Here is a 26,429-nt window from a genome sequence, read left to right on the forward strand (position 1 = left end):
GGCAGTATTTTGGCCGCTGGGAGCGCGATAGGCAATCGCGCCAAACAACACACGCTCGTGTCCAACAAAAAAGCCCCCTCGCGGGGGCTTCTTCATTTTCTTCTCGATCCGCTCAGTGGGAGTCGGTCCAGACCTTTTTCTTCGTGAAGTACATCAGGCCCGCGAAGATGATCAGGAACACGAACACCTGGAAGCCGAGGCGCTTGCGCGCTTCCATGTGGGGTTCGGCGGTCCACATCAGGAACGTGGTGACGTCCTTGGAATATTGCGCGACCGTGGTCGGCGAGCCGTCGCCATAGGTTACCTGGCCGTCGCTGAGCGGCTTCGGCATCTTGATCGCGTGGCCCGGGAAGTACTTGTTGTAGTAGGAGCCTTCCGGGATGGTCACGCCTTCAGGCACCTTGTCCTCAAAGCCCTGGAGCACCGCCGCGACATAGTCCGGGCCCTGCTCCTGGTACTGGGTGAAGAAGTCGAAGATGAACCAGGGGAAGCCGCGACCGTAGGAGCGCGCCTTGGTGATCAGCGACAGATCGGGCGGCGCCGCACCGCCGTTCGCCGCACGGGCCGCCTGCTCGTTCGGGAATGGCGAGGGGAAATAGTCCGCCGGCCGGCCCGGGCGCTCGAACATGTCACCCGCATCGTTCGGGCCGTCCTTGACCTTGTAGTCGGACGCAAACGCCGCTGCCTGCGCCACCGAATAGCCGGGGCCGCCGGCTTCCGCGAGGTTGCGGAAGGCGATGTAGGACAGGCCATGGCAGCTCGAGCAGACCTCCTTGTAGACCTGCAGGCCGCGCTGGAGCGCGCCGCGGTCGTACTTACCGAAAGGGCCGGAGAACGACCATTTGTTGCCCGGCGGCCTGTCGCTGCCTTCGGAGGCGCGAGCGTCCTGAAGGCTGCCGAGGAACAACGCGCCGGCGGCAACGAGCGCGATGGCGACCGAGGCCACCGCCTTGCCGCCCTTGGCCAGGATCGCCTCCGAGATCGAGTTCGGCACCGGCCGCGGCGTCTCGATGCGCGAGAGCAGCGGCAGCACGATCAGGAAATAGGCGAAGTAGCAGACCGTCAGGACCCGGCCGGCGATCACGTAGATGCCTTCCGGCGGCTGCGCGCCGAGATAGCCGAGCAGGATGCAGACCGCGACGAAGATCCAGAAGAACTGCTTGGCCAGCGGACGGTACTTCGACGACCTGGTCTTGGCGGCATCGAGCCAGGGCAGGAAGCACAGGATGATGATCGCCGAGAACATCCCGATCACGCCCGCAAGCTTGTTCGGGATCGAACGCAGGATCGCGTAGAACGGCAGGTAATACCATTCCGGCACGATGTGTGGCGGCGTCACGCCCGGGTTCGCCGGGATGTAGTTGTCGGCGTCGCCGAGATAGTTCGGCATGTAGAAGATGAACCAGGCGTAGAGCAGCAGGAAGCAGGCGACACCGAACCCGTCCTTGATGGTCGCGTGCGGCGTGAACGGCACCGTGTCCTTTTCCGTCTTCGGCTCGACGCCGTCAGGATTGTTCTGGCCGGCGACATGCAGCGCCCAGACGTGGAGCACGACGACGCCAGCGATCAGGAACGGCAGCAGATAGTGCAGCGAGAAGAAGCGGTTCAGCGTCGGGTTGCCGACCGAATAGCCGCCCCACAACAGCGTCACGATGCTCTCGCCGACATAGGGAATGGCGGAGAACAGATTGGTGATGACGGTGGCGCCCCAGAAGCTCATCTGGCCCCACGGCAGCACGTAGCCCATGAAGCCCGTCGCCATCATCAGGAGGTAGATGATGACGCCGAGGATCCACAGCACCTCGCGCGGCTCCTTATAGGAGCCGTAATAGAGGCCGCGCAGCATGTGGACGTAGACCGCGAAGAAGAACATCGACGCGCCGCAGGCATGCATGTTGCGCAGCAGCCAGCCGTAATTGACGTCACGGACGATCAGTTCGACCGACTTGAAGGCGAGATCGGCGTGCGGCGTGTAATGCATCGCCAGGACCACGCCGGTCAGGATCTGCATCCCCAGCATGAAGGAGAGGATGGCGCCGAAGGTCCACCAGTAGTTCAGGTTGCGCGGGGTGGGATAGACGACGAAGGAGGAATGGACGAGACCGATGATCGGCAGACGTCGCTCGATCCATTGCAGGGCCGGATTGCTCGGCTGGTAGTCGGATGGTCCGCTCATGATGCGATCCTGAGGAAATATAACGACGAGACGGCGCGAAGCTTCGGGCGAAGGCCCGAAGCTCAGCCGATCTGGATTTTGGTGTCGGAAACGAACTGGTACGGCGGCACCGGCAGGTTCGCGGGCGCGGGCCCCTGGCGGATGCGGCCGGACGAATCGTACTGCGAACCATGGCAGGGGCAGAAGAACCCGTCGTAATTGCCCTCATGAGCGATCGGGATGCAGCCGAGATGGGTGCAGATGCCGATCACGACCAGCCACTGCTCGTGGCCCGGCTTGACCCGGGCCTCGTCGGACTGCGGATCGGGCAGGCTCGCCACGTTGACGGCGCGCGCCTCGTCGATCTGCTTCTTGGTGCGGTGGCTGACGTAGATCGGCTTGCCGCGCCAGAACACCTTGATGTCCTGCCCCTCGGCGACCGGGCTGAGATCGACCTCGATCGGCGCACCGGCGGCGATGGTCGACGCATCAGGATTCATTTGAGAGATGAAGGGCCAGAGCGCAGCTGCGCCCCCTACTGCTGCAGCTGCCCCCGTTGCAACGAATAAGAAATCACGGCGTGTCGGATGGTCCGCCGAAGACGCTGTCGTCACGATTCCAACCCTTTCTTCTTATGCTGCCGACCGAACCGCTCCGGGAGCCCCCAAGGTCCCCAAAACAGTGTGCCGGCGCCCGCGGCCCCCCGCGGCGGCAGAACTTCACTTGTCCCCACCGAAACAAGGCGAAAACAGCAGTCCAGAATCGTTCTATTGGCACCCTTGCCGGGCGAGCGCAAGCCCGCTAACGGCGTGGGGGCGTGCAATGCACGAATTCCGCAGCCAGCGATGTTTTATTGAGACATTTCCGGCCCGCACCGACCCCGATACAGCCCATGCAGATCGCGCTTTTCCAACCCGACATCGCCCAGAACACCGGCACGATTCTCAGGCTCTGCGCCTGTCTGGGCATCGCCGCCCACATCATCGAGCCGGCGGGCTTCCCGTTCTCCGACCGCTTGTTCCGCCGGGCGGGAATGGACTATCTCGATCATGTCAGCGTGACCCGCCACGACTCCTGGTCGAAATTCGAGGACTGGCGTGCGACACAGGGCTACCGCCTGCTGCTGTTCACCACCAAGGCCGCCACCGATTACCGCGATTTTCATTACCAGACGTCGGACATCCTGCTATTCGGGCGCGAGAGCGCCGGCGTCACCGACGCGGTGGTCGAGGCTGCGGATGCGCGGCTGGTGATCCCGATCAATGCGGGGCTGCGGTCGCTCAATGTCGCCATGACCGCGGCGATGGCCGCAGGCGAGGCGCTGCGGCAGCTCCGGAACCCGCAAGTTTGAGATGTTGAGGAGAGATCATTGAGTTACGCGGTCAAGGAAATCTTCCTGACCCTGCAAGGCGAAGGCGCCCATGCCGGGCGCGCGTCGGTGTTCTGCCGTTTTGCCGGCTGCAACCTCTGGAGCGGCCGCGAGGCCGACCGCGAGGCCGCGACCTGCAAATTCTGCGACACCGACTTCGTCGGCACCGACGGCACGCTCGGCGGCCGCTATGCCTCGGCCGCGGAACTCGCCGACACCATCGCCGCGCAATGGACGGCTGCCGCTGACAACAACCGTTACGTGGTGCTCACCGGCGGCGAGCCGCTGCTCCAGGTCGATGCCGCCCTGATCGACGCCCTCCACGCCCGCGGCTTCGAGATCGGCGTCGAGACCAACGGCACGATTGCGGCGCCTGAGGGGCTCGACTGGATCTGCGTCAGCCCCAAGGGCGGCAGCGAGCTCGTCCAGCGCCGCGGCCACGAGCTGAAGCTGGTCTATCCGCAGGCCCTCGCCGCCCCCGAGACCTTCGAGGACCTCGCCTTCGAACGCTTCTCGCTGCAGCCGATGGACGGACCCGAGGTTGCCCAAAACACCGTGCGTGCGATCGACTATTGCCTGCGCCATCCGCAATGGCGGCTGAGCGTACAGACGCATAAATCGCTCGGCATCAGATAGGATTGGTTTTCGAACAGATGTGGGAATTGACGAAATCGTTCCGCTTCGAGGCGGCGCACTCATTGTCGGGGACGACCTTTGGCGCCGCGAGCGAAGAGATCCACGGCCACTCCTTCCGCGCCGAGGTGACGTTGCGCGGCACGCCCGATCCTGCGACCGGCATGGTGGTCGATCTCGGCCTCGTCCAGCGCGCCATCGAGGACGTGCGGCTCACGCTGGACCACAAATACCTCAACAAGATCGAGGCGCTGGGCACACCGACGCTGGAAAACCTCTCGCGCTTCGTCTGGGAGCGGCTCCAGCATATCGGCAAGCTCACCCGCGTCAGTATTCACCGCGACAGTTGCAACGAGAGCTGCACCTATTACGGTCCGGAGGGGTGAAATTCGTAGGGTGGGCAAGGCGCAGTGTGCCCACCAATCAGGACGACAGTGAAGATGGTGGGCACGGCGCAAGAGCGCCTTTGCCCACCCTACGAGACCGGTTTTGGAATTGGATATGGACATCTCGACAATCGAAGACCGCAAGACGCGCGCCCGCGCCTGGTTCGAAGCTTTGCGCGACGACATCTGCACGAGCTTCGAGCGGCTGGAGGATGACGCGCCGGGAAGCCTTTATCCGGGCGAGGCCGGGCGCTTCAAACGCACGCCCTGGCAGCGCACCGATCATACCGGCGCGCCCGGTGGCGGCGGCGTGATGTCGATGATGTCCGGCCGCCTGTTCGAGAAGGTCGGCGTGCACTGCTCGACGGTGCACGGCGAATTCGCGCCCGAGTTTCGCGCGCAGATCCCGGGCGCGGCAGACGACCCCAAGTTCTGGGCCTCCGGCATCTCGCTGATCGCGCATCTGCGCAATCCGCACGTGCCCGCCGTGCACATGAACACGCGCTTCGTCGTCACCACAAAAGCCTGGTTCGGCGGCGGCGCCGATCTCACGCCGGTGCTCGACCGCCGGCGCACGCAGGACGATCCCGACACGCTCGCCTTCCACGCCGCGATGAAGGAGGCCTGCACGGGCCCGAACGGCGTTGCCGACTACGACAAGTACAAGAAATGGTGCGACGAGTATTTCTACCTGCCGCACCGCAAAGAGGCGCGCGGCATCGGCGGCATCTTCTACGACTGGCACGACAGCGGCGACTGGGACGCCGACCTCGCCTTCACGCAGGATGTCGGCCGCGCCTTCCAGAAGATCTACCCCGACATCGTCAGGCGCAATTTCGCGAGCGCATGGACCGCGGAGGATCGCGAGGAGCAATTGATCCGGCGCGGTCGCTATGTCGAATTCAACCTGCTCTACGACCGCGGCACCATCTTCGGGCTCAAGACCGGCGGCAACGTGGACTCCATCCTGTCGTCGCTGCCGCCGGAGGTGAAATGGCCATGAGCACCGCGATGCCTCCGCTGCCGCGCGCCATGCTGATCGACATGGACGACACCATCCTGTCGGCCTACGGCCGGCCCGAGATCGCCTGGAATACGATCGCAGAAGAATTTGCCGACGAGCTCGCGCCGCTGCCGCCGCAGCAGGTCGCGACCGCAGTTTTGGCCTTCGCACGAAACTTCTGGGCGAATGCGGAAGCCGCGTGGCGGATGAAGCTTGGCGAGGCACGGCGGCTCACGGTGCGGGGCGGCTTCGCCGCGCTCGCCGCCGACGGCCACCGCGCCCTCTCCGACGATCTCGCCGATCGCCTCGCCAACCGCTTCACGACCTATCGCGAAGAAGCGATCTTCGTGTTTCCCGGTGCGCATGATGCGATCGACGCGTTCAAGGCACGCGGCGTCAAACTCGCGCTGGTCACCAACGGCGCCGCCGACATGCAGCGCGCCAAGGTCGAGCGCTTCGAGCTGACGCATCGCTTCGATCACATCCAGATCGAGGGCGAGCACGGTTTCGGCAAGCCCGAGGAGCGCGCCTATCTGCACGCGATGGACGCGCTCGGCGTCACCGCGAAAGACACCTGGATGATCGGCGACAATCTGGAATGGGAAGTCGTGACGCCGCAGCGCCTCGGCATCTACTCGATCTGGATCGACGTGCATGGCGACGGCCTGCCCGAAGGCTCGCCCGTCAAGCCCGACCGCATCATCCGCTCGCTGACCGATCTCGTGCCGGACCAGCCGTAACCCAGGCGAAAACAAAACATCGAAAACAACCCCATGCACAGTAGCCGACTGCTGCAATTTCAACAGCTTGCCGCAAACGCAATGCATTGCTGATTTTACGAAATCATTTGACGCGTCGGGCAAAACAGGCGCATGATGCCATCATCGCCGCGCCTGGGACGGAATAGCCCCTGGTGACCTCGAGCGATCCCCCACTCGAACCTCTGCCATCGACGTTTCGGCAGTCTGTGCAAGCCGCAGCCAATTCACGGGTCCCATAGCCCGTGATCGGCCTGTCATGACGGCTTGCTAGCCTCCCCTCTCGTCGATCAACCCCGAAAGGACCATCCATGGAACTGAAAACCGGCGACGTCGTGATGCTGAAATCCGGCGGCCAGCCGCTGACCGTCGCAGAGGTGAAAGGCGACGACATCCTCTGCCTCTGGATGGGCTCGGAAGGCGATCTGTTCCGCGAGACGCTGCCGCTGGCCGCGCTCGACCGCCTGGAAGTGGAAGATCACGACGAGGATGAGGACGAAGACGAGGATGACGAGTAGGCACGCCTAAGCGGCCTGCGATTGCGAGAAAGGGAGACCTGAAGTCTCCCTTTCTTCACGTCTTCAGATCCGCTGATCAGAAGCGATAGTTCACACCAACGCGGGCGATGTCGAAGCTCGGCTTGATATCGACGTGAGTCGCGATGACGCCCGTCAACCCGGCCGGCGATTGAAGCGAGCCGGTCAAGTTGTAGCCTTTCGTGCCGAAACCCATGTGCAGATACTCGCCCTTGACCGACCACCCTGCCCCCAGAGCATATTCGAAACCGCCGCCAACCGCGTAGCCGATCAGGACGGCGCTGTCAGAAGCGCTCATGGAGCCCAGCGGTCCCAGGGTTGGCGGGAAGAGGGCAGTGACGATACTGCCCGTAGCGTTCGCACTGACCTTGGTATCGGCCAACGCAATACCGCCGGTCGCGTAGAGCAACGCCGGCCCAAACGCATAACCCACTCGGCCACGGAAGGTCGCATACCAATCGGTGCTGACGGACGTGCTGCCGCTGAAATTGCCGCCGATGAAGACGGGAACAGCAATAGCCGAGTTGCCGGTGCTGGCCTTTGAATTGAGATACTGCCAATCAGCCTCGATGCCGAGCACAGTCTGCTCGATCTGCCAGTTGTAGCCGGCCTGGATACCGGCGGTGACCCCATTGCCGTTGCCGGATACGGGGTTGAAGCCATAGATGCCCGAACCGCCATTCGAGTTCACGATTGTCCCGGTGGCGTTCGACGCACCGTAGCTGCCCCAGCCATAACCAACGTTGCCGCCGATATAGAATCCCGTCCAGTTGCCCACCTGAGCGGGAGCCTTCGACGACATACGGACCGGCGCCAGATCCGCAGCCTGGGCCGTGATCGGGCCGAGAGCGACTGTCGACAGCAATGCATTTCAACACCCCCCTTATTGAGCCGCACTGGCGGCCTGCCAATCATCATGAAGCAAAACCAACGCAGCATCAAAGCGCGATTGAATGCGCGAATCAGATCGCCCAATCGTTGCGCTCGGAGCCGGCGACGCCCTTCGCTGCTCGGGGCGGACAATGCGACGCCGTGTCTGCTCTGTTTGGTGAAGCGGACCTCGAGGGACTGCCTCTCCCGGCTTTCTAATCTAGCGAGAGGGAGCTCGTGCCAAGTGCAAGGCGGCCTCAACGCCGCCTTCCAGGATCTGCTCCGCCTGCGCAGCGTTGGGCACGGCCCGCGCGAACTGAAGGGTGCCCACCATGAGGCCGAAGATGGCGGTCGCGCGGCGGCGGCTCGCTGATGCATCTGCGTCAGGAAGCAGTGCGGCCAATGTCGCAACGTAGCTTCGCAGCCCCTTCTCGTAATCTTTCCTTGTGGACAGGGGCTGTCGGGCGATTTCGGGGAGCAACGCCGCCGAGGGGCATCCGCCCGTCGGGTCTTCGAGGTGAGCACGGTTCAGGTATCTCCGGATCGCGCCCTCAAGGTCCGGGCCGCTCCGCTGATCCTCATCGAGGCGATGTTGCTGGTCGTCGAGCGCGCTCGCCAGCGCCTCGCGAACGAGCGCATCTTTGGATTCGAAGTGCGGAGAGAATGCGCCTTTGGTCAGGCCGGCCTCGTCCATGATCCCGGCGATCCCGGTGGCGGAGATGCCGTTCCGGCGCATGCACTTCGACGCCACATCGATGATGTGCCGTCGCGTCGCCGCCTTATGACCTTTCTCGAAGCGCATCTTCTCTCCTCTCCACCAATATCCCGCGGCCCTTACGCGGCGGCCGCTTCCAGCAAAGCTTGGAGGTCGCGATCAAGTTGCTAGGCCACTGGATCGACATCATCGCGGCCAAACCGACTGAAAACGGATGCTGGTCGATCACGACGTTAGATCGCACTCGACTCTGCGCCAAAGATGCCCTCGATGCCGCGGGCAAGGTTTAGAAGCCCCCGGTCGCTCCCCAAGGGGGCATCCAGCTCAAGCCCAATCGGCAGCCCCGCGCGAGACAAGCCAACAGGAAGGCTGACACCGGGCAACCCCACGCTGCTTGCCGACACGGTGTGGTTCGCCAAAGCGAGGTAGCTAACTTCCTGCCCCGCGATATGGACCGTCGCCTGCTCCTCGATCAAAGGCGCCGTGCAGGGCGTGGTCGGTTGCAGAATGACCAGCGCCCCATGAGAGACGAACGCCGTGTTGAGCCGGCGCTGGATTTCCGGCCGGCTCACGTCGAGCGCAGTCTGATAGGCCTCTGCCGAGGTAGCACCTGCACCACCCGGCAGTACGATGTGCCCCCACGCCTGCCGAAGTTGGGGCTTAAGGCCCTCGTAAATGGCCTCGAACGTGGTCGGAATGTCATGGCGGCGAAGAAACTCCGAAATTTCGTCCATCGTCTCATGAGCGAAGATGCCCCATGTTGCGGTTTGGACCAGGGAATTGAAATCGTCGCCAAGGTCTATTTCAACGATCTCGGCGCCGGCGTCCTGCAAGCGCCGAACCACCTCGCGGAAGCGGGTCTCGACTTCTGAGTCCACCAGATCCAGGAACTGTCGCGGCGCGAAGGCCAGCCGGGCCCCCTTCAGTCCGTAGCCGCCGTTGGAGAACTCCGCAGCCTGTTCACCGGTCACGACCTGATCCACCAAAATGCAGTCCTCGACGTTTCGGGCGAACACGCCCGTCGTATCGAGCGTATGGGAGATCGGCGCAACGCCGTCGCGTGGCCAACGTCCAGTGGTTGGCTTGAAGCCCACGACGCCACAGAACGATGCGGGCACCCGGATCGACCCAACGGTGTCACCGCCCAAGGATGCGGGAACGATGCCGGCGGCCACGGATGCGGCGGAGCCGCTTGAGGAGCCGCCCGACACGCGATCTCGTGCGTGTGGATTCTTGACCTGGCCGTAACGTGCGTTGTGACCGGTCAAGCCGTATGACAGCTCGACGAGGTTGTTCTTGCCGAAGACCAAGGCGCCTGCCCCCTTAATGGCCCGGACAGCGTCGGCATCTTCGCGCGGCACGAAATGAGCGAGACCTTCGACGCCCAGGCTGGTAGGTAGCCCTTTGGTCAAATAACTGTCCTTCACCCCAAGCGGCACGCCAAGGAGCGGGGCCGCCGATCCGGCCGCACGCGATTTGTCTGCGGCCCTCGCGGCCGCGAGCACCCCGGCCTCGTCGATAGTGATGAAGGCGTTCAGCTCGGCAAGCGCTCGGGCGCGCTGTAAGAGCGCCGCGGTGTAGGCCTCCGAGGTGATGTCGCCGTTGCGAATCGCTGCTGCAGCGGTTGCGAGCCCAAGCGAGTCGACATCTGTGGTTTGTCGCGATGCGACGTGGCGTGAGGCCGTGGTCGTGTCGTCCATGAAATCCTCGCTAGGAGCTGTTTGGCGGCACCCGGCCGCCGCCCAACAGCGGCTCAGCTCGATGCCATTACGGTCACAATATTAAATTACGATCGTAATTCAATAGAAGTGGTGGCCTCGCCGGGGACACATGAGCGTGAGGTGCCGATGGATTACGGGCAATGATTGGTTTCAACGGCGATTTCTGCTTTGGGTCACAAGCCGCCATCGACCCAGAGCGCTGGAACGTCTGCTAAGGGGCTAAAAGGCGACATGCGGCCTGTGGAGTCGGCACCGCTCCACGCGGGGTGGCGGCCAGCTCAAAGCTCGGAGACCAATTCCACCAAGATCTGACGCAGCCACGCATGAGATGGATCGTGATCGTAGGAAGCGTGCCAGAGCAGTGAAACAGCTACGTCCTGCAAATCCACCGGAGGCTGGCTCAGGCTAAGCTTGAGTTCTGTGGCGAACAACCGAGCCAGCCGCGCGTGCATTGTCACGACGACAGGTGCGCGTGCCACCAAGGCAGGGACAGTGAGGAAGCGAGGCGTGGTCAGGACAACCGTCCGCCGCAATCCCAGTTTCTCAAGGGCGTCGTCTACCACGCCGCGCACAGTCCGGCCCGGCCGCAGGCTCGTGAGAACATGAGGTAACCGCACATAATCTTCGAGCGAGATTTGGGCGTCGGTGATGCCCGTTATCTCCGCGTTGAACATGCACAGATAGCTCTCGTTGAACAGCAGACGCCGCTTGTGGTGGATCTGGCCCTGAGGAAAGACGTCATAGCCGATAGCGAGGTCCAGTTCGTCGGCATCGAGATCATCCAGAAGTCTCGACGAGTCGATGTTGTAGAGGCGCAAATGGACGCCAGGCGCAACCTTGCGCAGGCGTGCGAGGAGAGCGGGAAGGACCAGGATTTCCATGCTGTCTGGGAGTCCGAACCTGAAGGTCCGCTCTGCCGTCGCTGGATCGAATGCGTCGTCGCGCGAGACGATCGTTTGGATTTGAGACAGCGTAGCCCGCACCGGCTCTACCAGCATCACTGCACGAGGAGTGAGGCGCAAGCCGTCGGGCCCGCGCGTCAGAAGCTCGTCGCCGAACAGGTCACGCAGGCGGGCGAGATTGTGGCTCATCGCCGACTGACCAATGCCCACGCGGCCCGCAGCTCGCGTGACGCTACGTTCGCGAAGCAAGGCATCGAGGTGAACCAGTAGGTTTAGGTCGAGATGGCTTAGATTGACGGCATCGATACCCATCATCGATCCAATCTGTTTGATCAATGAGCATAGGCCGCCCATGTTATGTGGCAAGGGAACGGAGGGCGTGGCCCACCGCCCAGCTAAAGGAGATCAACATGTCAATCCGCAGTAGCCTTTTAGCCGCCACACTAGCCTTAGCCGCTTTTGGAACCGCTCATGCAGACAGCCTCAGGCCAATTCAGGCAAAGAGCATCGATCTCGGCGGGGTGTCCGGCGTCGCCTACTACACCGTTGAGCGCGATGGGTTCCATGTCGTGACGACCCTTGCTCAGGGCGAGACGGGAACGCCAATCCGCGTAGTCTCTGTTCTTGCGCCAGGCCAAAGCGTTGTTCTCTCAACGTCCCAGCAGCCACGTGCGCTTGAAATCAGCCGGGCGGGCAACGAAGTGTTGGTCCGCAAGGCGGCGCCCGTCACAAATTAAGGTTCGAGCCTAGCGGGCGCGGTAATTTTCGGCGCCCGCTCTAACCCCGGAAGGCGTCAGGCGGCCCTCACGCCGGCGATGGTGAAGCGCACCAGCAGGTGATAGCTCGTCGGCATGGCGTCGGACCCGGTGGTGAGATCAGCCGAGAGTCTTGCGACGTTCCGCGTCGACTTGAGCCCGCCATTGCTTGACGAGATCGCGACGGCGACCGGGATAGCGTTCCGTCCTGAGCTTGATCTTTTCTATCCGATCCGCCCGGAATGAGCGGAAGTCCTTCCTCATTTCGCACCAGCCGGCAATGATGCGCCGGGAATCGAAAAAGCCGACGCCAATTGGCCAGATGATCCGCGTGGTCTTCGCGCCTTGCGGGTCGCGATACACAATGGAAAGCTTGTGTTGGTCGCGCATGGCTTGCCGCACGACGCGAAGGTCGACGGCTTCGGGCTGCTTCGACCTTCGCCCTACGTGAAAGGCACTGTCGTCCAGCTTGTGTTGCAGCTCCGAGGGAAGGACCGCGCCAATTTTAGCGAGCGCGTCACGCGCCGCCAGCGCGAACTCATCATCAGTCTGGCGAGATACCCATTGGGCGCCCAGCGCCAAGGCTTGGATTTCCTGTTCCGAGAACATCAGGGGAGGAAGGAGGAAGCCGGGTTGCAAGACATAGCCAAAGCCAGGCTCACCGTCGATTTGTGCGCCCAAGCCCTGCAAGTCGGCGATGTCGCGATAAATCGTTCGCAACGACACACCCGCCTCAGCCGCAAGGTCGTTGCCCGACACCGGGGTGCGGTGCCGCCGCAAGATCTGCATGAGGTCGAATAATCGTTGGCTCTTCGACATAGACCAAGTCTAGCACGAATCCTGCCAAAAAATGGCAGTAGGCGTCGCGGGCGACGGGCGGCGGGGCTTTGAGTGGCTGCGCCGCCTCACTGCCCCAGACGGCATTTACATCGCTACCAGAGCCTTTCCGGCGAGCTTGTGCCCGGCTTCAAGCGCCGCGATGAGCGGGATCGCATCGTTCAGACGCACGGTCTCAGCAACTGGCAAGCGCAGCTTTCCATTCGCCGAAGCGACGGCAAGGCCGTCAAGGATATCAGCCCGCGCGGTGCAGACGATCGGCTTGAGTTTCCGGTTGAAGATCGCACTGATGAACTTGATTGGCGCTGGATTGATATCGAGGTACACGCCGCCTTCGCGAAGCAGGCCAACCCCGGCAGCAACCGCCATCGTTCCCGCCGTGTCATACACTACGTCGAAGCGTTCACGGATCTTCGACAGATCGGTGGCCCGATAATCGAAGAGAGGCTGGACGTCCAAGTCACGGGCTCGCTGCATCGCCTGCGCACTGCATGTCCCCGCGACGGTCGCCCCGAACATCTTTGCGAGCTGCACCGTGGCCTCGCCGACAGCGCCGGTGCAGCCGTTGATGAACACCTGGCTGCCGGATTTCAGGGCAGCCTTGTCCACGAGGCCGTTCCATGCGGTGACCCCCGGCGTAGCCAGGCAAGCCGCGTCCTCGAACGAGACTGAATCCGGCCTCCTGGCGACGAAGGTTTGGGGAGCGATGACGGCTTCCCCAAGCGCGCCGCCATGCTTTATCTGCGCCATGCCGAATACGGGATCGCCAATCTTGAAGCGCGTGACACCAGCGCCGACAGCGGTCACGATGCCGGAAAAATCGCTGCCCATGGCACGCGGAAATTTCTTCCCCGTCACCATTTTGAGATAGCCATTGCGCACCTTCCAATCGATGGGATTGATGGCGGCGAACTTGACCATGACCGCGACTTCGCCGGTCCCCGGAGCCTTCAGCTCGAAGGCTTCGAGCTTCATCGTTTCAGGGCAGCCGTAGCTGTAATATTGAATCCGTTTCATGATCGATCGTGCCTTAGTGCGGTTGGACGGTCGCCGTGTAGGCGGCGAACGGAGTCGCGTCGTAGATCACTTCGGTCGACGCGATCTTGCCGTTCTTCACCTTGAGGAGTTCCGCGACGACGGCGTTGGCAACCGGATGGGTGTCCGCGCTGTAAACGACGACAGCCTGATCATCGTCGCCGTAGACGGCGAGAACCGTGACCTTCTTGATCATGCGGGCGAAACCCTCGTGGAATTCGCGAAACTTCTGCATGCCGGCGATCCGCCCGCGTGGCGACGTGCAAACAACGTCGTCCGCCGACACGGAAGTAATCGTATCCACGCTCCTGCTGGCGATGGCCTCGATGTAGGTCTTGGCGATCTGCAGCGCCTGGCCGTTGCTCTGGGTTTTCATCGTCTTCCTTTCAGTAAAAATGCCCTGAAAGAAGACCTAGCGCAGGCCAGTGACAGATTCTGGCAGTAGGAAATCGGCGCAGCCGAAGGCGCCTTCGCGCCGCGAGCGGCCTGCCTCCCCTGTCCTGTCCACTGCCCCGGACCTCGCGCTCCGCCAACCTTCATTTGAATGATGACGAGACAATTGGTCGCAACCACTTTCCACCGAAAGACCTGAATGAGGTCAGGAGAGATGAGCACCTGTCCAGCATGCGGCAGTGGATCAACTGCCAAACTGTTTGAAGTGACCGCAGATCAGGCCTCTCGATCCTTCGTCAGCCCGCGCCAGTATCCGGATCGCTCTCGAAAGTTAATAAGCCACCTGTCGCTGCTCTGGGGCCGCGACACCTGCGATATCCGCAAATGCGCGGATTGCGGATTTGGATTTGCAGATCCGTTCGTCGCGGGCGGCGCCGAGTTCTATAACCTGGCCGCGCCCCACCCTTCCTATCCAACCATGAAATGGGAGTATGAGAGGACGATCGAGGAGCTGAGCGGCCTCGGCACTGCCGGAAAAACGGCGATCGATGTCGGGGCCGGGTTTGGCTATTTTCTCGATCACATCAGGGACAAACTCTTTCACGCGTCCGATATTTACGCGGTCGACTACAACGAAGCAGCGCAACAGGCATTGCGATCGAAAGGCTACAAGACCTTTTCGGTCGACCTTCGGGAGGATGGCTTCACTCCGATGAAGGAGGCCTTCGACATCATCTTCATGTTTCAGGTGTTCGAGCACATGGACCGGGTGGATGACGTCTTCGCGCGATTGAAATACCTTCTCAAGGCGCAAGGCTCTGTCTTCATCGCCGTGCCGAATGATATCCGAACGCACTACATGGAGGGCCACGGATCGCTCATCGACATGCCGCCGAACCACATTGGCCGCTGGACGAAGGACGCGTTTGATGCGGTATGTCGACGACACGGCCTGCAATTGAGCATTTGCGAGCGGGAGCCATTCGATCTCCTGAAGTTCCTCAGGGAAGACATCGTGGACAGCTTTTTGCGCAGGGCGGAGAAGCCGGGCAGCGTCAGTGAATTCGTGCGCGGCCTGCCGCGAAGCAAAGCGCAGCGGATTGGGCAAGCCGTGATCGCACTTGCGCTTGCACCATTGCGCTTGCCGGCATGGGCCTACGCGGCCAGGAACTCATCGACGCTCGGCAGTGCGCTCTGGGTGAAGATCGACAAAGGCGCGTGACGGGCGGCCACGGTCGAACGGGCCGCTCGCTGCCGCAGCGCCTTGCTGGCTCATCACCTGCTCTTCGGTCTGATGGCATCAACAGTTCCCTGTATGAAGGCCTGGAGTTTGCCGACGTCCCCTTCCGTCAACTTGCCGCTGAAATCCGGCATGCCCTGGTCGCGGAATGGACCGTGGAAGAGGATATGCCTCAGATTGGTGATCTCTTCGGCGCTGGCGTAGCCGAGATTGATGATGTTGCCGCCGCGGCCGACGCCAGGCACGCCGTGGCAGGCGACGCAGGCTGCCGCGACATAGATCTCGCCGCCTTCCCTGATGTCCTTCGGATCATACTTCACGCCCTGCAGCAGACCTTCGGTCTGATATTTGACGAACGCTGGCAGCTGCGCCGTGCCGCCGAGTGCGTATGTGTAGATCGTTCCCGGGTTCTGGTACTCGGTCGCGCGGTGCGTCAGGCCGTAGGAGCCGCCCCAGCCGACAGCAATCGAGATGTATTGCCTGTCGTCGACCATGTAGGTTGCGGCGGCCGCCACCGCGCCGGTGCCGGTCGGCATTTCCCACAGCTTGGTTCCGTTTGCCGCATCATAAGCGACGAAGCGGCCATCCGCCGTCCCCTGGAAAACCAGGTTGCCGGCGGTGGTCAGCGTCCCGCCGTTCCACGGCGACACGTGCTCGACGCGCCAGACTTCCTTTTGATGCACCGGATCCCAGGCGAGCAGACGTCCGAATGGGGCCGACTTCGGAGGGTTGAAAACGAAACCGATATTCCCGCCCAGCAAGCCGCCGAGCTTGCCCGGCGCAGCAGCATTCTGCACGAACGACTTTTCCGGCGACAGATTGACCGGGATGTGCTGCGCCGGAAGGTAGACGAGGCCGGTCAGCGGATTGAACGACATCGGCTGCCAGTTGTGAGCCCCGTCCGGTCCCGGAATCGACTCGTATTGATCTGCGTCGCGCGCCGCCGGCAGCTCGATCGGCCGTCCGTTGGCATCATATCCCGTCGCCCAATTCACATCGACAAAATTCTTCGCCGAGATGAACTTGCCGTTGGTGCGATCGATGACGAAGAAGAAGCCGTTTTTCGGCGCGTGCAGGATCACCTTGCGCGGCACATTGTCGATCTTGATGTCGGCCAGGATCATCGGCTGGGTCGATGTATAGTCCCAATTGTCGCCCGGCGTCTCCTGGTAGTGCCAGATATACCGGCCCGTGTCGGCGTTGAGCGCGACGATCGAGCCCAGATAGAGATTGTCGCCACCCGACGGACTGCGAAGCTTGCGATTCCAGGGACCGCCGTTTCCGGTGCCGACATAAACCATGTTCAGATCGGGATCGAACGTGATCGAGTCCCATGGCGCGCCACCGCCGCCGTTGATCCAATACTTCCCGGCTGGATCCCAGGTCTTCGCCGCGGCTTCCATCGAAGCGTCTTCAAATGGCTTCGATGGATCGCCGGGCACGGTGAACCAGCGCCAGAGTTGCTTGCCCGTCTCGCTGTCGTACGCCGTGACATAGCCGCGCACACCATACTCGGCACCGCTCTGGCCGATCACGACCTTGCCGTTGAAGACGCGCGGCGCGCCGGTGATCGTGTAGGAATGCTCGTGATCGATCAGCGTGTCCGTTTCCCAGAGCTTGGCTCCGGTCGCGGCATCGAGCGCGATCAGGCGCCCGTCATAGGCGGCTTCGAAGACCTTGCCCTTGTAGAGCGCGAGGCCACGGCTGACGGCATCGCAGCAGCCGCGATAGGTCTTCGACCGGTCAACACCCGGATCGAACGACCAGATTTTTGTCCCGGTCCGCGCGTCAATGGCATGAACCACATTCCAGGGGGCCGACTGATACATGATGCCGTCGACGACGAGGGGCGTTGCCTCGATGCCGCGCGATGATTCCAGATTGTAACTCCAGACGAGCCCGAGATCCCTGACGTTGTCAGTGTTGATCTGATTGAGCTTGCTGAACCGCGTTTCGGCGTAGTCGAGGCCGACGGTCGGCCAATTCCTGGACGTCTTCGTATTGGCTTCAATGAAGGCGCTGTCGACTCTCGAGATATTCGCCTTGATGCGGTCCGGCTTCGCGTCGGTCCCACTCTGCGCCCATGCACTGGAAGGGAGAGAAAGACCCAGGAGAGCAGGAAAGAGAACAAGAACGGCACTGATCCCACGGAAGGCAATCTGAATCCTGGACCGGTTGCGCGACTTTTTTTCAAGCCATTGGCGCTCTGTGTTGGATCGTCCCATGCCTCACCCTCCTCCGTGCATGTCGAGACCACGATGCGTGCGCATGCCTGCGCCCGCTTCCGTTGATATGAAGTCTCAAACCTGCCTTGACGGTGCTACTGAAGCATTTCAGTCCTGACATGCCCGATTGCAGTTGTAAGAAAGCGTCCTGCTTGGCCACCGGCCCACGGCCGTCATCGGCGGAAATCTTTTCAACCCTCGGTAGTCAAGATCGGGTGTTTCGGTTAGCATTTGGTGGCGTGCAAGCATTGGGACGGAATGTCCGTCCTTGAAAGGACATCGCGAACGCCAATCGGACCGGAGTCATCTATGCGATCAGCGACCTTGCCGCAGCCGAGATCATCACCAGCCCGCCCGTGATGACAGCAACATCGAGGATCGCCGTGTGGATATGCACCGGCATGCGTTCGACGAAAGCTTTCGCGAGGAATGCGCCGGGGATCGCAATCGCGCCGATCAGCAGCGCGAAGGCGAGCACCTGCGCGGTGACGGCGCCGGCGAGGCCGAACACCGAGATCTTGATGAGGCCGGTGCCGAGCGAGATCATCGCATCGGTCGCGATCACGGCGGCGCCTTCGAGGCCCGCGGCCATCAAGAGCGAGAGCAGGATCACGCCGGAGCCGGAGGTGCCGCCGACCAGCACGCCGTAACCGACGGAGCCGGCGGCAAGGCCGGTGTCGCCGATCCTGACCTGGCGGCGGCGGAGCACGCGGCGCAGCGGCACGCTGAGGATCAGCATGGAGCCGATCACGAGCGCGGCGCCCGCATTGGTCAGCCGCGTGTAGCCGTAGGCGCCGAGCGCGGTCGTCAGCGCCGCACAGGCGAGCACGATCAGCGCGCGGCGGCGATCGGCATAGCGCAGATAGGCGAGCGCGCGGCTTGAATTGGTGAAGATCGCGGAGATCGCGATGATCGGCACCACGGGCTCGGCGCCGACCAGCGGCACCAGCACGAGCGGCATCAGCGCGCCGGTGCCGTAGCCGGCGAGACCACCGATGATCGAAGCAAACAACGCCATCAACGCGACCAGCAGGAGCTGAAGGATCGAGATGTCGGCGAAGCCTGAGACGATGGTCACGTTCTCTCATCGCGGCTGACGCGTGCCGCTGCTTGATCGGCGATGGAAGCGAGCGCGGCTTCCTCTAGGGGAAAATCCGCCGCAAGCCAAGCGTCCTCGGCGAGCGTCAGCACATGCCCGAGCGCGGGTCCTTCCGCCATGCCGCGGGCGATGAAGTCGGCCGCGCGAAGCGGAAATTTCGGCGCAGTCCAGCGCTGCGGCAGCTCGGCGAGCGCACGCCAACGCGACGATCCGACGTCGCCGCCGGCCCGCGCCCAGCCGAGCAACACGCGATCGTGATAGCGCTCCGCGCCGAGCCGGTAGAGCAACCGCCGCGCATTGGCCTCGTCCTTGGTGGCGAAGCGCCACCAGCGATGCCCCATCGAATCCAGCGCCTTGCTTTCGACATTGGAGAGCCGCAAGCGCGTGGCGACGCGCTTGGCATCTTCGGTCACGGCGACCGTCAGCGCGGCGAGCCGCCGTGTGTTGCTTGCCGGCAAGCCAAGCGCGGCCTCGATCGCGATCATAGCCGACAGCGGCCCGGTATAGACGACGCCTCCGCTCAGCGCTTGCAGCAACCCGCCATCCGCCATCGCGACCGCAGCGTCAGAGGCACCGTGAGCGACCAGCAGCTTCAGCATCTCCATGCGCACCCGCTCGGCCGACAGGCTCGCAAGACCCGCGCGGCCGCGGATGCAGGCGAGATACCCGTCGCGGTCGGGCTCGCCGGCCCCGAAGGCGGCGTGGATGCGGAAGAAGCGCAGGATGCGCAGGAAATCCTCGGCGATGCGCTGGTCGGGATCGCCGATGAAGCGCACGCGCCGCGCGGCCGCATCCGCGATCCCGCCGACATAGTCGTAGACGACGCCCATCGCATCGGCCGAAAGTCCATTCATGGTGAAGTCGCGGCGCTCGGCGTCCTTCACCCAGTCGCGGCCGAACGCGACCTTGGCCTTGCGGCCGAAGGTCTCGGTGTCCTCGCGCAGTGTCGTGACTTCGTAAGGCGTGCCGTCGATGACCAGCGTGATGGTGCCGTGGTCGATGCCGGTCGGCACGCTCTTGATGCCGGCAGCCTTGGCGCGGCGCATCACCTCGTCGGGCCGCGCCGTGGTCGCGATGTCGATGTCGCCGGGCACGAGACCGAGCAACGCATTGCGCACGGCGCCGCCGACCACGCGCGCTTCCTCGCCGTTGCCGTTGAGCAGCGTCAGGACGCGCGCCGTCCCGCCAGAGGTTAGCCAGGGCGCATTGGCGAGTAACGGCTCTGCGCTCATGGTCCAGCCCCTATTTTTCCACGCCCGGCACGAGCCTGCCGTTCTCGATATGGGCGGGAACGTAGGTCGAGTCCGGTGCGGCGCCGGAGAAATGCGCGAAGCCGATCAGCCCCGCGATGACAAGCACGAGCGCGGCCAGGACCAGGCGCGCGACGACGGTGACCGGCCAGGACGATCGCGCGAACAGGCCGGAGCGGGTGGCGGCCAGGAACAGCGCATAGACGGCAAAGGGGATGAGGAAGATTCCGATCTCGGTCAGAATCGGCCGGATCATGATGAGTAGATCCGCTCATACAGCACACGCAACATTCCGGCCGTCGCACCCCAGATGTAGCGTTCCGCGAACGGCATCGCGTAGTAAAACCGCTCCATGCCGCGGAATTCCTTGCTGTGCACCTGGTGGTTCACCGGGTTCATCAGGAAGGATAGCGGTACCTCGAAGGCATCATCAACCTCCGAATGGTTGATGGCGAGCTCGAAGCCGGGCCGCACCTTGGCGACCGTCGGCAGGATGCGGAAGCCGAAAGCGGTGCCGTAGAGATCGAGATAGCCGATCGGCTCGACGAAGTCTCTGGACAGGCCGACCTCCTCCTCGGCCTCGCGCAAAGCCGCATCGAGCGGCGAGGCGTCGATCGCGTCGATCTTGCCGCCGGGGAAAGCGATCTGGCCGGCGTGGTCGTTGAGATGCGCCGAGCGCTGCGTCAGCAGGATGGTCGGCTCGGGACGGTCGACCACGGCGATCAGGACCGCAGCCGGCCGCACCGGCTGCTCGCGCGCGACGATCTCGAGCATCTTGTCGGTGCCGGGATCGCCCGAGGCCGGGATGACGTTCGGATCATAGAGGCCGGGCGGCACGTCGAAGCCGAGCCTCGCCCGGGATCGGGCGAAGAAATCGGCCGCGCCGATCACGACCGGACCGCTCTTCAGGATAGGCTTGTTCAAAGTGCGGCCCTCACCTGCTCCGCGTCGGCCATGGCGAAGAATTCGCCGGCCGACTCGACGCCGAACATCGGCTGGCCATCGACCATCCGCTCCTCACCCATGTCAACCAGATCGTAGTAGAGCGCGCGGGTGACCTTGGCCCAGAGATCGGCGCGGACATGCAAATATGGCGTCAGCCCGCCCTCCCTGGCCTGCTCGAAGCGCAGCCGGTGCGCGGCATCGCAGGTGACCCAGTCGTCGACATTGGTGCGGAAGCGGAGCACGCGATGGTTGTCCTCGCCGTCCTTCTGCATCTCGACCGCCATGAACGGCGCGTCGTCGACGCGAATGCCGACCTTCTCCACAGGCGTGACGAGAAAATGCTTGTCGCCTTCGCGCTTCAGGACCGTCGAGAACAGGCGAACCAGCGCAGGGCGGCCGATCGGCGTACCCATGTAGAACCAAGTACCGTCGGAAGCGATTCGGATGTCGAGATCGCCGCAAAACGGCGGATTCCACAGATGCACCGGAGGCAGGCCTTTCGTGGCGCCTTCGGCATAGGCGGCAGTTTTGGCGGCGGCAGTCAGCCCCTCAAGACCTCGATCGGCGCTCTGCCCTTGGTTCGCCATGGTTTGCCCTGACTTTGTCTGTTGGCACGATTGGTGCAGGTTTTACGTTGTACCCGGGTGCGCGGTTCCACACCGGATTAACCCGGTGTGGAGGTCGCCACTTCGTGATGCCCTACATATCCCTAAGCCGATAAGGTGGGGATAGGTTAATTCAACGAATACATGGCCTTCCTGCAAGTCTAGCATAGGGCCCATGTGCGACTTGTGATGACTTGACGACGCAAGCGGGCCGCGTGGCGGACTTAAGGAGCTGACGGATGGCGGAAAGTGTCGAGAAACTGGAAGACGGAATCGTCCGTTCGGCCGAGCAGGTATCGAGCCAGATCCGCGCGGCGAAAGACGCAATCGCGTCCGTCATCTTCGGCCAGGATCGGGTGATCGAGAACACGCTCGTCACCATCCTCTCCGGCGGTCATGCGCTGCTGATCGGCGTGCCCGGCCTCGCCAAGACCAAGCTGGTCGAGACGCTCGGCATCACGCTGGGTCTCGACGCCAAGCGCATCCAGTTCACGCCCGATTTGATGCCGTCGGATATTCTCGGCGCCGAAGTGCTCGACGAGAGCACCGGCGGCAAGCGTTCCTTCCGCTTCATCTCCGGTCCGGTGTTCGCGCAGCTGCTGATGGCCGATGAGATCAACCGCGCCAGCCCGCGCACGCAGTCGGCGCTGCTCCAGGCGATGCAAGAGCAGCACATCACTGTCGCTGGCGCGCGGCACGACCTGCCGAAGCCGTTCCACGTGCTCGCCACGCAGAACCCGCTCGAGCAGGAAGGCACCTATCCGCTGCCGGAAGCCCAGCTCGACCGCTTCCTGATGGAGATCGACGTCGACTATCCCGATCGCGACGCCGAGCGCCGCATCCTGTTCGAGACCACGGGTGCCGAGGAGACGCTGGCGAAGGGATCGATGAACGCAGATGCGCTGATCACCGCGCAGCGGCTGATCCGCCGTCTGCCGGTCGGCGATTCCGTGGTGGAGGCGATCCTGTCGCTGGTCCGCTCGGCCCGTCCGGGCGAGGAGAGCGGCGAGACCGGCAAGTTCATCGCCTGGGGTCCCGGCCCGCGCGCCAGCCAATCCTTGATGCTCGCCGTGCGCGCACGCGCGCTGATCGACGGACGCCTCGCGCCCTCGATCGACGACGTGCTCGACCTCGCCGAGCCCATATTGAAGCACCGCATGGCGCTGACGTTCCAGGCGCGCGCCGAAGGCCGCACGATTCCGGACGTGATCAAACAATTGAAGGCTCGGATCGGTTGATGGCCGCAGACAACGGGCACACAGCGAAGGAGATCATCGCGATCCGACGTGCCGATGGCGAAAGCCGTACGCTCGCCGCTTCGCTGCCGCGCCTGGTGCTCGAAGCCCGCCGTATCGCCGCCAACGTCATCCACGGCCTGCACGGAAGGCGCCGCGCCGGTTCCGGCGAAAATTTCTGGCAATACCGCCGCTTCGTCTCCGGCGAGCCGGCGCAGAACGTCGACTGGCGCCGCTCGGCGCGTGACGACCATCTCTATGTGCGCGAACTCGAATGGGAAGCCTCGCACACGGTGTGGATCTGGCCCGACCGCTCGCCCTCGATGGCGTTCGCCTCCAAGACCGCGCGCGAATCCAAGCTCGAGCGGACGCTGATCGTCGCCTTCGCGCTGGCCGAGCTGCTGGTCTCGGGCGGCGAACGCGTCGGCATTCCCGGACTGATGGCGCCGACCGCGAGCCGCAGCGTCATCGACAAGATGGCGCAGGCGATGCTGCATGACGATGCCGACCGGCTGAGCCTGCCGCCGTCCTTCGTGCCTTCCGCGCTCGCCGAGATCATCGTGCTGTCGGATTTCTGGTCGCCGATCGCGGAGATCAAATCCACGCTCGCGGGCCTGTCCGGTTCCGGCGCGCATGGCACGATGGTACAGGTGGTCGATCCCGCCGAAGAGTCGTTCCCTTATTCCGGCCGCGTCGAGTTCGTCGAGCCCGAGGGCTTCGGCGTGATCACGGCGGGCCGCGCCGAGACCTGGGCACAGGACTACACCGCGCGGCTCGCGCTGCACCGCGACCAGATCCGCGCCGAGACCAGCAGACTCAACTGGCTGTTCACGACCCATGCGACCGACCGCTCCGCCGCCGAGCTCTTGCTGTTCCTGCATGCCGGCATGCAGGTGAGCAAATCGGGCACCCGCACCACGACGATCAAGGTGGGGCCGGCCGCATGATGGGATTGCCGCTCGCCTTCACCGAACCGCTGCTCCTGATCGGCCTCGTCAGCCTGCCGGTGCTGTGGTGGCTGCTGCGCGTGATGCCGCCGCGGCCGCGCCGCATCGAGTTTCCGCCGACGCGCCTGCTGTTCGACATCGCACCTCGCGAAGAGACGCCCTCACGGACGCCGTGGTGGCTGACCGCGCTGCGGCTCCTGGCTGCGGCCCTCGTCATTTTCGCCGCCGCCGGCCCGATCTGGAATCCGCAGACCGGCGCCGCCGGCAGCAAGGCGCCGCTGATGATCATGTTCGACGACGGCTGGAGCGCCGCATCGCACTGGGATGTCAGGGTCAGGGCCGCCGACGAGCTGATCGCCAATGCCGACAACGACCGCCGCGCCATCGCGCTGGTGCCGCTGTCCGAGCCGAACCGCGACATCACCCTGATGCCGGCGGGTGCGGCGCGCGTCGCACTGCGCCAGCTCGCGCCAAAGCCCTACTCGATCGATCGCGTTGAAACCCTGACCGCCATCGACCGCTTCCTGAAGGCCACCGGCGACTGCGAGATCGCCTGGGTCTCGGATGGCGTCGATACCGGCCGTGGCGAGGATTTCGTGCAGGGCCTTGGCAAGACCATCGGAGATCGCAGCCTGACAGTGTTCGAAGGCGGTACGTCCTCCCCGCTGGCGCTCGTCGCCGCCGAGAACGCCGCCGCCAAGATGACGGTGAAGGTGCTGCGCACCGACAGCGGCATCGCCGTCGGCACCGTGCGCGCGCTGGACCAGAAGTCCTCGCCGATCGGCGAAGCGCGTTATTCGTTCGGCCTGCAGGACAAGGAGACCGAAGCCTCGTTCGACCTGCCGGTCGAGCTGCGCAACGACATCACGCGGCTCGAGATATCGGGCGAGCGTTCGGCCGGCGCGGTGCAACTGCTCGACAAGCGGTGGCGCCGCCGCGCCATCGGCATCGTCACCGGCACGACCAGCGAGACCGCGCAGCCGCTGCTGGCGCCGACCTTCTACCTGACCCGTGCGCTGGCGCCGTTCGCCGACGTACGGCTCGCCGACCGGGGCTCGCCGCAGCAGGGCATCACCCAATTCCTCGACCAGAAGCTGCCGATGATCATCCTCGCCGATGTCGGCACCGTCGCTCCTGAAATCCGCGAGCGCCTCAACGCCTGGATCGACCAGGGCGGCGTGCTGGTGCGCTTCGCCGGTCCAAGGCTCGCGCAGGCCGAGGACGATCTCGTGCCGGTCAAGCTGCGCAAGGGCGGCCGCACGCTCGGCGGCAGCCTGACCTGGGAGAAGCCGCAGCATCTCGCCGCCTTCGCAGCGAACGGCCCGTTTGCCGGCGTCGCAGTCCCCAAGGACGTTACCGTGAACCGCCAGGTGCTGGCCGAGCCCGACGCGGTGCTCGCCACCAAGAGCTGGGCCTCGCTGGAAGACGGCACGCCGCTCGTCACCGGCGAGCATCGCGGCAAGGGCCTGGTCAGCCTGTTCCACGTCAGCGCCGACATGCGCTGGTCTGACCTGCCGATGTCGGGCACCTTCGTCGAAATGCTGCGCCGGGTCGTCGACATGTCCGGCTACACCGCCAAGCCCGGGCCCGGGGTCGCGGCCGAGGCGAGCACCGAGACGGTGGCGCCGCTGCACATCCTCGACGGCTTCGGCGCGTTCGGTCCGCCACCGGCCACCGCAAAGCCGCTGCCCGCGGATTATCGCGACCGCGCTACGCCTGATCATCCGCCCGGCTTCTATGGTCCGGCAGAAGGACCGCTCGCCGTGAACACGCTCGCAGCTTCCGACCGCATCGCAGCGCTGAACACCGCAGGCCTGCGCGCCCGGCACGCGACTTACACCAACGCCGAGCCGCGCGACCTGCGCGGCTGGCTGCTGTCGACGGCGCTCGCGCTGTTCCTGATCGACGCCATCATCGTCGCGGTGCTCGGCGGCGGGATCGCCGCGCTGCTGCGCCGGCGCGCCGCGACAGCCATGATCGTCGTCGGGCTGGCGCTTGCAGGCCTGGTGTCGCTTGCGCCGGCGCCGTCGCGCGCCGATGGCGCCTCCGACGAGTTCGCCATGAAGGCGGTGTCGCAAACCCGCCTCGCCTATGTCGTCACCGGCAATGCCGACGTCGATTCCATCGTCAAGGCCGGCATGTCCGGTCTGACGCAATTCCTGGCGCAGCGCACCGCGCTGGAGGCCGGCGATCCCGTCGGCATCGATCCCGGACGCGACGAGCTCGCCTTCTTCCCGCTGATCTACTGGCCGATCGTGCCGGGCGCGCCCAAGCCGCCGCAGGATGCCATCAACAAGATCGACGCCTACATGAAGCAGGGTGGCACCGTGCTGTTCGACACCCGCGACGCGATCGAAGCGCCGCCCGGCGAGAACGGCGCCGCACAGACCCCGGGCATGCAGACGCTGCGCGAGATCCTGTCGTCGCTCGACGTGCCCGAGCTCGAGCCGGTGCCGCGCGAGCACGTGCTGACCAAGACTTTTTATCTGCTGCGCGACTTCCCGGGCCGTTTCAGCACCGGCCAGACCTGGGTCGAGGCCTTGCCGCGCGATGAGGACGACGACAGCGCGCAGCGGCCGGCCCGCGGCGGCGACGGCGTCTCGCCCATCATCATCACCTCGAACGATCTGGCCGGCGCCTGGGCGCAGCGGCTCGACGGTCAGTTCATGCTGCCGATGTCCGGCGGCGACGCCCGCCAGCGCGAATTCGCCTACCGCGCCGGCGCCAACATCGTGATGTACACCCTGACCGGCAACTACAAGGCCGACCAGGTGCACGCACCGGCCCTGATCGAACGGTTGGGGCAATAGGATCG

The 26,429-nt window shown here is 64.0% G+C and carries 26 protein-coding genes; 11 read left to right on the forward strand and 15 right to left on the reverse strand.

All coding sequences use genetic code 11. The features are described 5' to 3' along the window. Positions 1 to 112 precede the first annotated feature (112 nt). Both fbcH and petA read right to left on the reverse strand, forming a co-directional pair. Positions 113 to 2,176 carry a cytochrome b/c1 gene (fbcH, locus tag ABIB99_RS30705; RefSeq protein WP_063985147.1) on the reverse strand — a complete coding sequence of 688 codons (2,064 nt, stop codon included), beginning with the start codon at positions 2,174 to 2,176 and terminating at the stop codon, positions 113 to 115. Between the two features lie 62 nt (positions 2,177 to 2,238). Continuing rightward, positions 2,239 to 2,769, reverse strand: a complete 531-nt coding sequence (petA, locus tag ABIB99_RS30710) for a ubiquinol-cytochrome c reductase iron-sulfur subunit (RefSeq protein ID WP_063985148.1) — start codon at positions 2,767 to 2,769, stop codon at positions 2,239 to 2,241. A gap of 278 nt (positions 2,770 to 3,047) precedes the next feature. On the opposite strand from petA, the gene ABIB99_RS30715 reads away from it, so the two are divergent. From ABIB99_RS30715 to ABIB99_RS30740, 6 genes are all read left to right on the forward strand, one after another. Continuing rightward, on the forward strand, positions 3,048 to 3,506 hold the full coding sequence (locus tag ABIB99_RS30715) for a tRNA (cytidine(34)-2'-O)-methyltransferase (protein ID WP_354179159.1): 459 nt from the start codon (positions 3,048 to 3,050) through the stop codon (positions 3,504 to 3,506). An 18-nt stretch (positions 3,507 to 3,524) separates the two neighbouring features. Continuing rightward, positions 3,525 to 4,160, forward strand: a complete 636-nt coding sequence (gene queE, locus ABIB99_RS30720; protein ID WP_063985150.1) for a 7-carboxy-7-deazaguanine synthase — start codon at positions 3,525 to 3,527, stop codon at positions 4,158 to 4,160. 17 nt (positions 4,161 to 4,177) lie between these two features. After that, positions 4,178 to 4,543: a 6-pyruvoyl trahydropterin synthase family protein gene (locus tag ABIB99_RS30725; RefSeq protein ID WP_354179254.1), complete on the forward strand. Its 366-nt coding sequence runs from the start codon at positions 4,178 to 4,180 to the stop codon at positions 4,541 to 4,543. 115 nt (positions 4,544 to 4,658) lie between these two features. After that, positions 4,659 to 5,546 (forward strand): oxygen-dependent coproporphyrinogen oxidase, encoded by an 888-nt coding sequence (hemF, locus tag ABIB99_RS30730; protein ID WP_354179162.1) that lies wholly within the window; start codon positions 4,659 to 4,661, stop codon positions 5,544 to 5,546. Then, entirely contained in the window at positions 5,537 to 6,286 is a 750-nt protein-coding gene (locus ABIB99_RS30735) for an HAD family hydrolase (protein ID WP_155795378.1), read from the forward strand. Before hemF ends, ABIB99_RS30735 begins: the two co-directional genes overlap by 10 nt. 329 nt (positions 6,287 to 6,615) lie before the next feature. Then, positions 6,616 to 6,822 (forward strand): YodC family protein, encoded by a 207-nt coding sequence (locus tag ABIB99_RS30740; RefSeq protein ID WP_028153663.1) that lies wholly within the window; start codon positions 6,616 to 6,618, stop codon positions 6,820 to 6,822. A gap of 76 nt (positions 6,823 to 6,898) precedes the next feature. Here ABIB99_RS30740 and ABIB99_RS30745 read toward each other — a convergent pair whose 3' ends face one another. The 4 genes from ABIB99_RS30745 to ABIB99_RS30760 form a co-directional block, all read right to left on the reverse strand. Next, on the reverse strand, positions 6,899 to 7,705 hold the full coding sequence (locus ABIB99_RS30745) for an outer membrane protein (RefSeq protein WP_354179165.1): 807 nt from the start codon (positions 7,703 to 7,705) through the stop codon (positions 6,899 to 6,901). A 225-nt stretch (positions 7,706 to 7,930) separates the two neighbouring features. Next, positions 7,931 to 8,512 carry a TetR/AcrR family transcriptional regulator gene (locus ABIB99_RS30750; protein WP_135216709.1) on the reverse strand — a complete coding sequence of 194 codons (582 nt, stop codon included), beginning with the start codon at positions 8,510 to 8,512 and terminating at the stop codon, positions 7,931 to 7,933. A gap of 146 nt (positions 8,513 to 8,658) precedes the next feature. Then, a complete protein-coding gene (locus ABIB99_RS30755; RefSeq protein ID WP_354179167.1) occupies positions 8,659 to 10,125 on the reverse strand; it encodes an amidase family protein in 1,467 nt (488 codons plus the stop codon). 299 nt (positions 10,126 to 10,424) lie between these two features. Then, positions 10,425 to 11,360 (reverse strand): LysR family transcriptional regulator, encoded by a 936-nt coding sequence (locus ABIB99_RS30760; protein WP_135216926.1) that lies wholly within the window; start codon positions 11,358 to 11,360, stop codon positions 10,425 to 10,427. Between the two features lie 98 nt (positions 11,361 to 11,458). Between ABIB99_RS30760 and ABIB99_RS30765 the strand changes: the two genes are divergently transcribed. Next, positions 11,459 to 11,785 (forward strand): hypothetical protein, encoded by a 327-nt coding sequence (locus tag ABIB99_RS30765; protein ID WP_028158248.1) that lies wholly within the window; start codon positions 11,459 to 11,461, stop codon positions 11,783 to 11,785. Between the two features lie 138 nt (positions 11,786 to 11,923). Here ABIB99_RS30765 and ABIB99_RS30770 read toward each other — a convergent pair whose 3' ends face one another. The 3 genes from ABIB99_RS30770 to ABIB99_RS30780 all read right to left on the reverse strand — a co-directional run bounded on the left by ABIB99_RS30770 (position 11,924) and on the right by ABIB99_RS30780 (position 14,051). Next, a complete protein-coding gene (locus ABIB99_RS30770) occupies positions 11,924 to 12,622 on the reverse strand; it encodes a helix-turn-helix transcriptional regulator (protein WP_208085097.1) in 699 nt (232 codons plus the stop codon). 105 nt (positions 12,623 to 12,727) lie between these two features. Further along, positions 12,728 to 13,657, reverse strand: coding sequence for an NAD(P)-dependent alcohol dehydrogenase (locus ABIB99_RS30775; protein ID WP_354179170.1), 930 nt, complete (start codon positions 13,655 to 13,657; stop codon positions 12,728 to 12,730). Between the two features lie 13 nt (positions 13,658 to 13,670). Beyond that, on the reverse strand, positions 13,671 to 14,051 hold the full coding sequence (locus ABIB99_RS30780) for a nuclear transport factor 2 family protein (RefSeq protein ID WP_085402511.1): 381 nt from the start codon (positions 14,049 to 14,051) through the stop codon (positions 13,671 to 13,673). Positions 14,052 to 14,282: 231 nt separating this feature from the next. Between ABIB99_RS30780 and ABIB99_RS30785 the strand changes: the two genes are divergently transcribed. Continuing rightward, positions 14,283 to 15,290 (forward strand): class I SAM-dependent methyltransferase, encoded by a 1,008-nt coding sequence (locus ABIB99_RS30785; protein WP_354179172.1) that lies wholly within the window; start codon positions 14,283 to 14,285, stop codon positions 15,288 to 15,290. 53 nt (positions 15,291 to 15,343) lie between these two features. On the opposite strand, the gene ABIB99_RS30790 is transcribed toward ABIB99_RS30785, so the two are convergent. The 6 genes from ABIB99_RS30790 to ABIB99_RS30815 form a co-directional block, all read right to left on the reverse strand. After that, positions 15,344 to 17,533 (reverse strand): PQQ-dependent dehydrogenase, methanol/ethanol family, encoded by a 2,190-nt coding sequence (locus tag ABIB99_RS30790; protein WP_354179174.1) that lies wholly within the window; start codon positions 17,531 to 17,533, stop codon positions 15,344 to 15,346. Between the two features lie 307 nt (positions 17,534 to 17,840). Beyond that, positions 17,841 to 18,611 carry a sulfite exporter TauE/SafE family protein gene (locus ABIB99_RS30795; protein ID WP_028158256.1) on the reverse strand — a complete coding sequence of 257 codons (771 nt, stop codon included), beginning with the start codon at positions 18,609 to 18,611 and terminating at the stop codon, positions 17,841 to 17,843. Continuing rightward, complete coding sequence (locus tag ABIB99_RS30800; protein ID WP_354179176.1) at positions 18,608 to 19,864, reverse strand: CCA tRNA nucleotidyltransferase; 1,257 nt, start codon at positions 19,862 to 19,864, stop codon at positions 18,608 to 18,610. The genes ABIB99_RS30795 and ABIB99_RS30800 overlap by 4 nt, the downstream gene beginning before the upstream one ends. A gap of 10 nt (positions 19,865 to 19,874) precedes the next feature. Continuing rightward, entirely contained in the window at positions 19,875 to 20,138 is a 264-nt protein-coding gene (locus ABIB99_RS30805) for a DUF6111 family protein (RefSeq protein ID WP_028148642.1), read from the reverse strand. Next, positions 20,135 to 20,806, reverse strand: a complete 672-nt coding sequence (locus ABIB99_RS30810; protein ID WP_135216917.1) for a CoA pyrophosphatase — start codon at positions 20,804 to 20,806, stop codon at positions 20,135 to 20,137. Before ABIB99_RS30810 ends, ABIB99_RS30805 begins: the two co-directional genes overlap by 4 nt. Continuing rightward, positions 20,803 to 21,414: a DUF1285 domain-containing protein gene (locus ABIB99_RS30815; protein WP_354179179.1), complete on the reverse strand. Its 612-nt coding sequence runs from the start codon at positions 21,412 to 21,414 to the stop codon at positions 20,803 to 20,805. The genes ABIB99_RS30810 and ABIB99_RS30815 overlap by 4 nt, the downstream gene beginning before the upstream one ends. Before the next feature lie 257 nt (positions 21,415 to 21,671). On the opposite strand from ABIB99_RS30815, the gene ABIB99_RS30820 reads away from it, so the two are divergent. The 3 genes from ABIB99_RS30820 to ABIB99_RS30830 are packed head-to-tail and all read left to right on the forward strand — an operon-like array spanning position 21,672 to position 26,424. Continuing rightward, on the forward strand, positions 21,672 to 22,670 hold the full coding sequence (locus ABIB99_RS30820; protein WP_354179181.1) for an AAA family ATPase: 999 nt from the start codon (positions 21,672 to 21,674) through the stop codon (positions 22,668 to 22,670). Beyond that, on the forward strand, positions 22,670 to 23,614 hold the full coding sequence (locus tag ABIB99_RS30825) for a DUF58 domain-containing protein (protein WP_028148638.1): 945 nt from the start codon (positions 22,670 to 22,672) through the stop codon (positions 23,612 to 23,614). The genes ABIB99_RS30820 and ABIB99_RS30825 overlap by 1 nt, the downstream gene beginning before the upstream one ends. Then, the gene (locus tag ABIB99_RS30830; protein WP_354179183.1) at positions 23,611 to 26,424 is read left to right on the forward strand and encodes a DUF4159 domain-containing protein; all 2,814 of its coding nucleotides are present in this window, start codon (positions 23,611 to 23,613) and stop codon (positions 26,422 to 26,424) included. The genes ABIB99_RS30825 and ABIB99_RS30830 overlap by 4 nt, the downstream gene beginning before the upstream one ends. Positions 26,425 to 26,429 lie beyond the last annotated feature (5 nt).

Source organism: Bradyrhizobium sp. LA6.1 (assembly GCF_040547805.1).
GTDB lineage: Bacteria > Pseudomonadota > Alphaproteobacteria > Rhizobiales > Xanthobacteraceae > Bradyrhizobium > Bradyrhizobium barranii.

Coding starts and splice junctions, on each gene's coding strand:
- ABIB99_RS30805 (WP_028148642.1), bottom strand. CDS start 20,138: ATGATCCGGCCGATTCTGACCGAGATCGGAATCTTCCTCATCCCCTTT.
- ABIB99_RS30790 (WP_354179174.1), bottom strand. CDS start 17,533: ATGGGACGATCCAACACAGAGCGCCAATGGCTTGAAAAAAAGTCGCGC.
- ABIB99_RS30750 (WP_135216709.1), bottom strand. CDS start 8,512: ATGCGCTTCGAGAAAGGTCATAAGGCGGCGACGCGACGGCACATCATC.
- ABIB99_RS30820 (WP_354179181.1), top strand. CDS start 21,672: ATGGCGGAAAGTGTCGAGAAACTGGAAGACGGAATCGTCCGTTCGGCC.
- ABIB99_RS30780 (WP_085402511.1), bottom strand. CDS start 14,051: ATGAAAACCCAGAGCAACGGCCAGGCGCTGCAGATCGCCAAGACCTAC.
- ABIB99_RS30815 (WP_354179179.1), bottom strand. CDS start 21,414: ATGGCGAACCAAGGGCAGAGCGCCGATCGAGGTCTTGAGGGGCTGACT.
- ABIB99_RS30765 (WP_028158248.1), top strand. CDS start 11,459: ATGTCAATCCGCAGTAGCCTTTTAGCCGCCACACTAGCCTTAGCCGCT.
- ABIB99_RS30760 (WP_135216926.1), bottom strand. CDS start 11,360: ATGGGTATCGATGCCGTCAATCTAAGCCATCTCGACCTAAACCTACTG.
- ABIB99_RS30755 (WP_354179167.1), bottom strand. CDS start 10,125: ATGGACGACACGACCACGGCCTCACGCCACGTCGCATCGCGACAAACC.
- ABIB99_RS30830 (WP_354179183.1), top strand. CDS start 23,611: ATGATGGGATTGCCGCTCGCCTTCACCGAACCGCTGCTCCTGATCGGC.
- ABIB99_RS30770 (WP_208085097.1), bottom strand. CDS start 12,622: ATGTCGAAGAGCCAACGATTATTCGACCTCATGCAGATCTTGCGGCGG.
- ABIB99_RS30715 (WP_354179159.1), top strand. CDS start 3,048: ATGCAGATCGCGCTTTTCCAACCCGACATCGCCCAGAACACCGGCACG.
- fbcH (WP_063985147.1), bottom strand. CDS start 2,176: ATGAGCGGACCATCCGACTACCAGCCGAGCAATCCGGCCCTGCAATGG.
- ABIB99_RS30825 (WP_028148638.1), top strand. CDS start 22,670: ATGGCCGCAGACAACGGGCACACAGCGAAGGAGATCATCGCGATCCGA.
- ABIB99_RS30740 (WP_028153663.1), top strand. CDS start 6,616: ATGGAACTGAAAACCGGCGACGTCGTGATGCTGAAATCCGGCGGCCAG.
- ABIB99_RS30800 (WP_354179176.1), bottom strand. CDS start 19,864: ATGAGCGCAGAGCCGTTACTCGCCAATGCGCCCTGGCTAACCTCTGGC.
- hemF (WP_354179162.1), top strand. CDS start 4,659: ATGGACATCTCGACAATCGAAGACCGCAAGACGCGCGCCCGCGCCTGG.
- ABIB99_RS30785 (WP_354179172.1), top strand. CDS start 14,283: ATGAGCACCTGTCCAGCATGCGGCAGTGGATCAACTGCCAAACTGTTT.
- ABIB99_RS30775 (WP_354179170.1), bottom strand. CDS start 13,657: ATGAAACGGATTCAATATTACAGCTACGGCTGCCCTGAAACGATGAAG.
- ABIB99_RS30735 (WP_155795378.1), top strand. CDS start 5,537: ATGGCCATGAGCACCGCGATGCCTCCGCTGCCGCGCGCCATGCTGATC.
- ABIB99_RS30725 (WP_354179254.1), top strand. CDS start 4,178: ATGTGGGAATTGACGAAATCGTTCCGCTTCGAGGCGGCGCACTCATTG.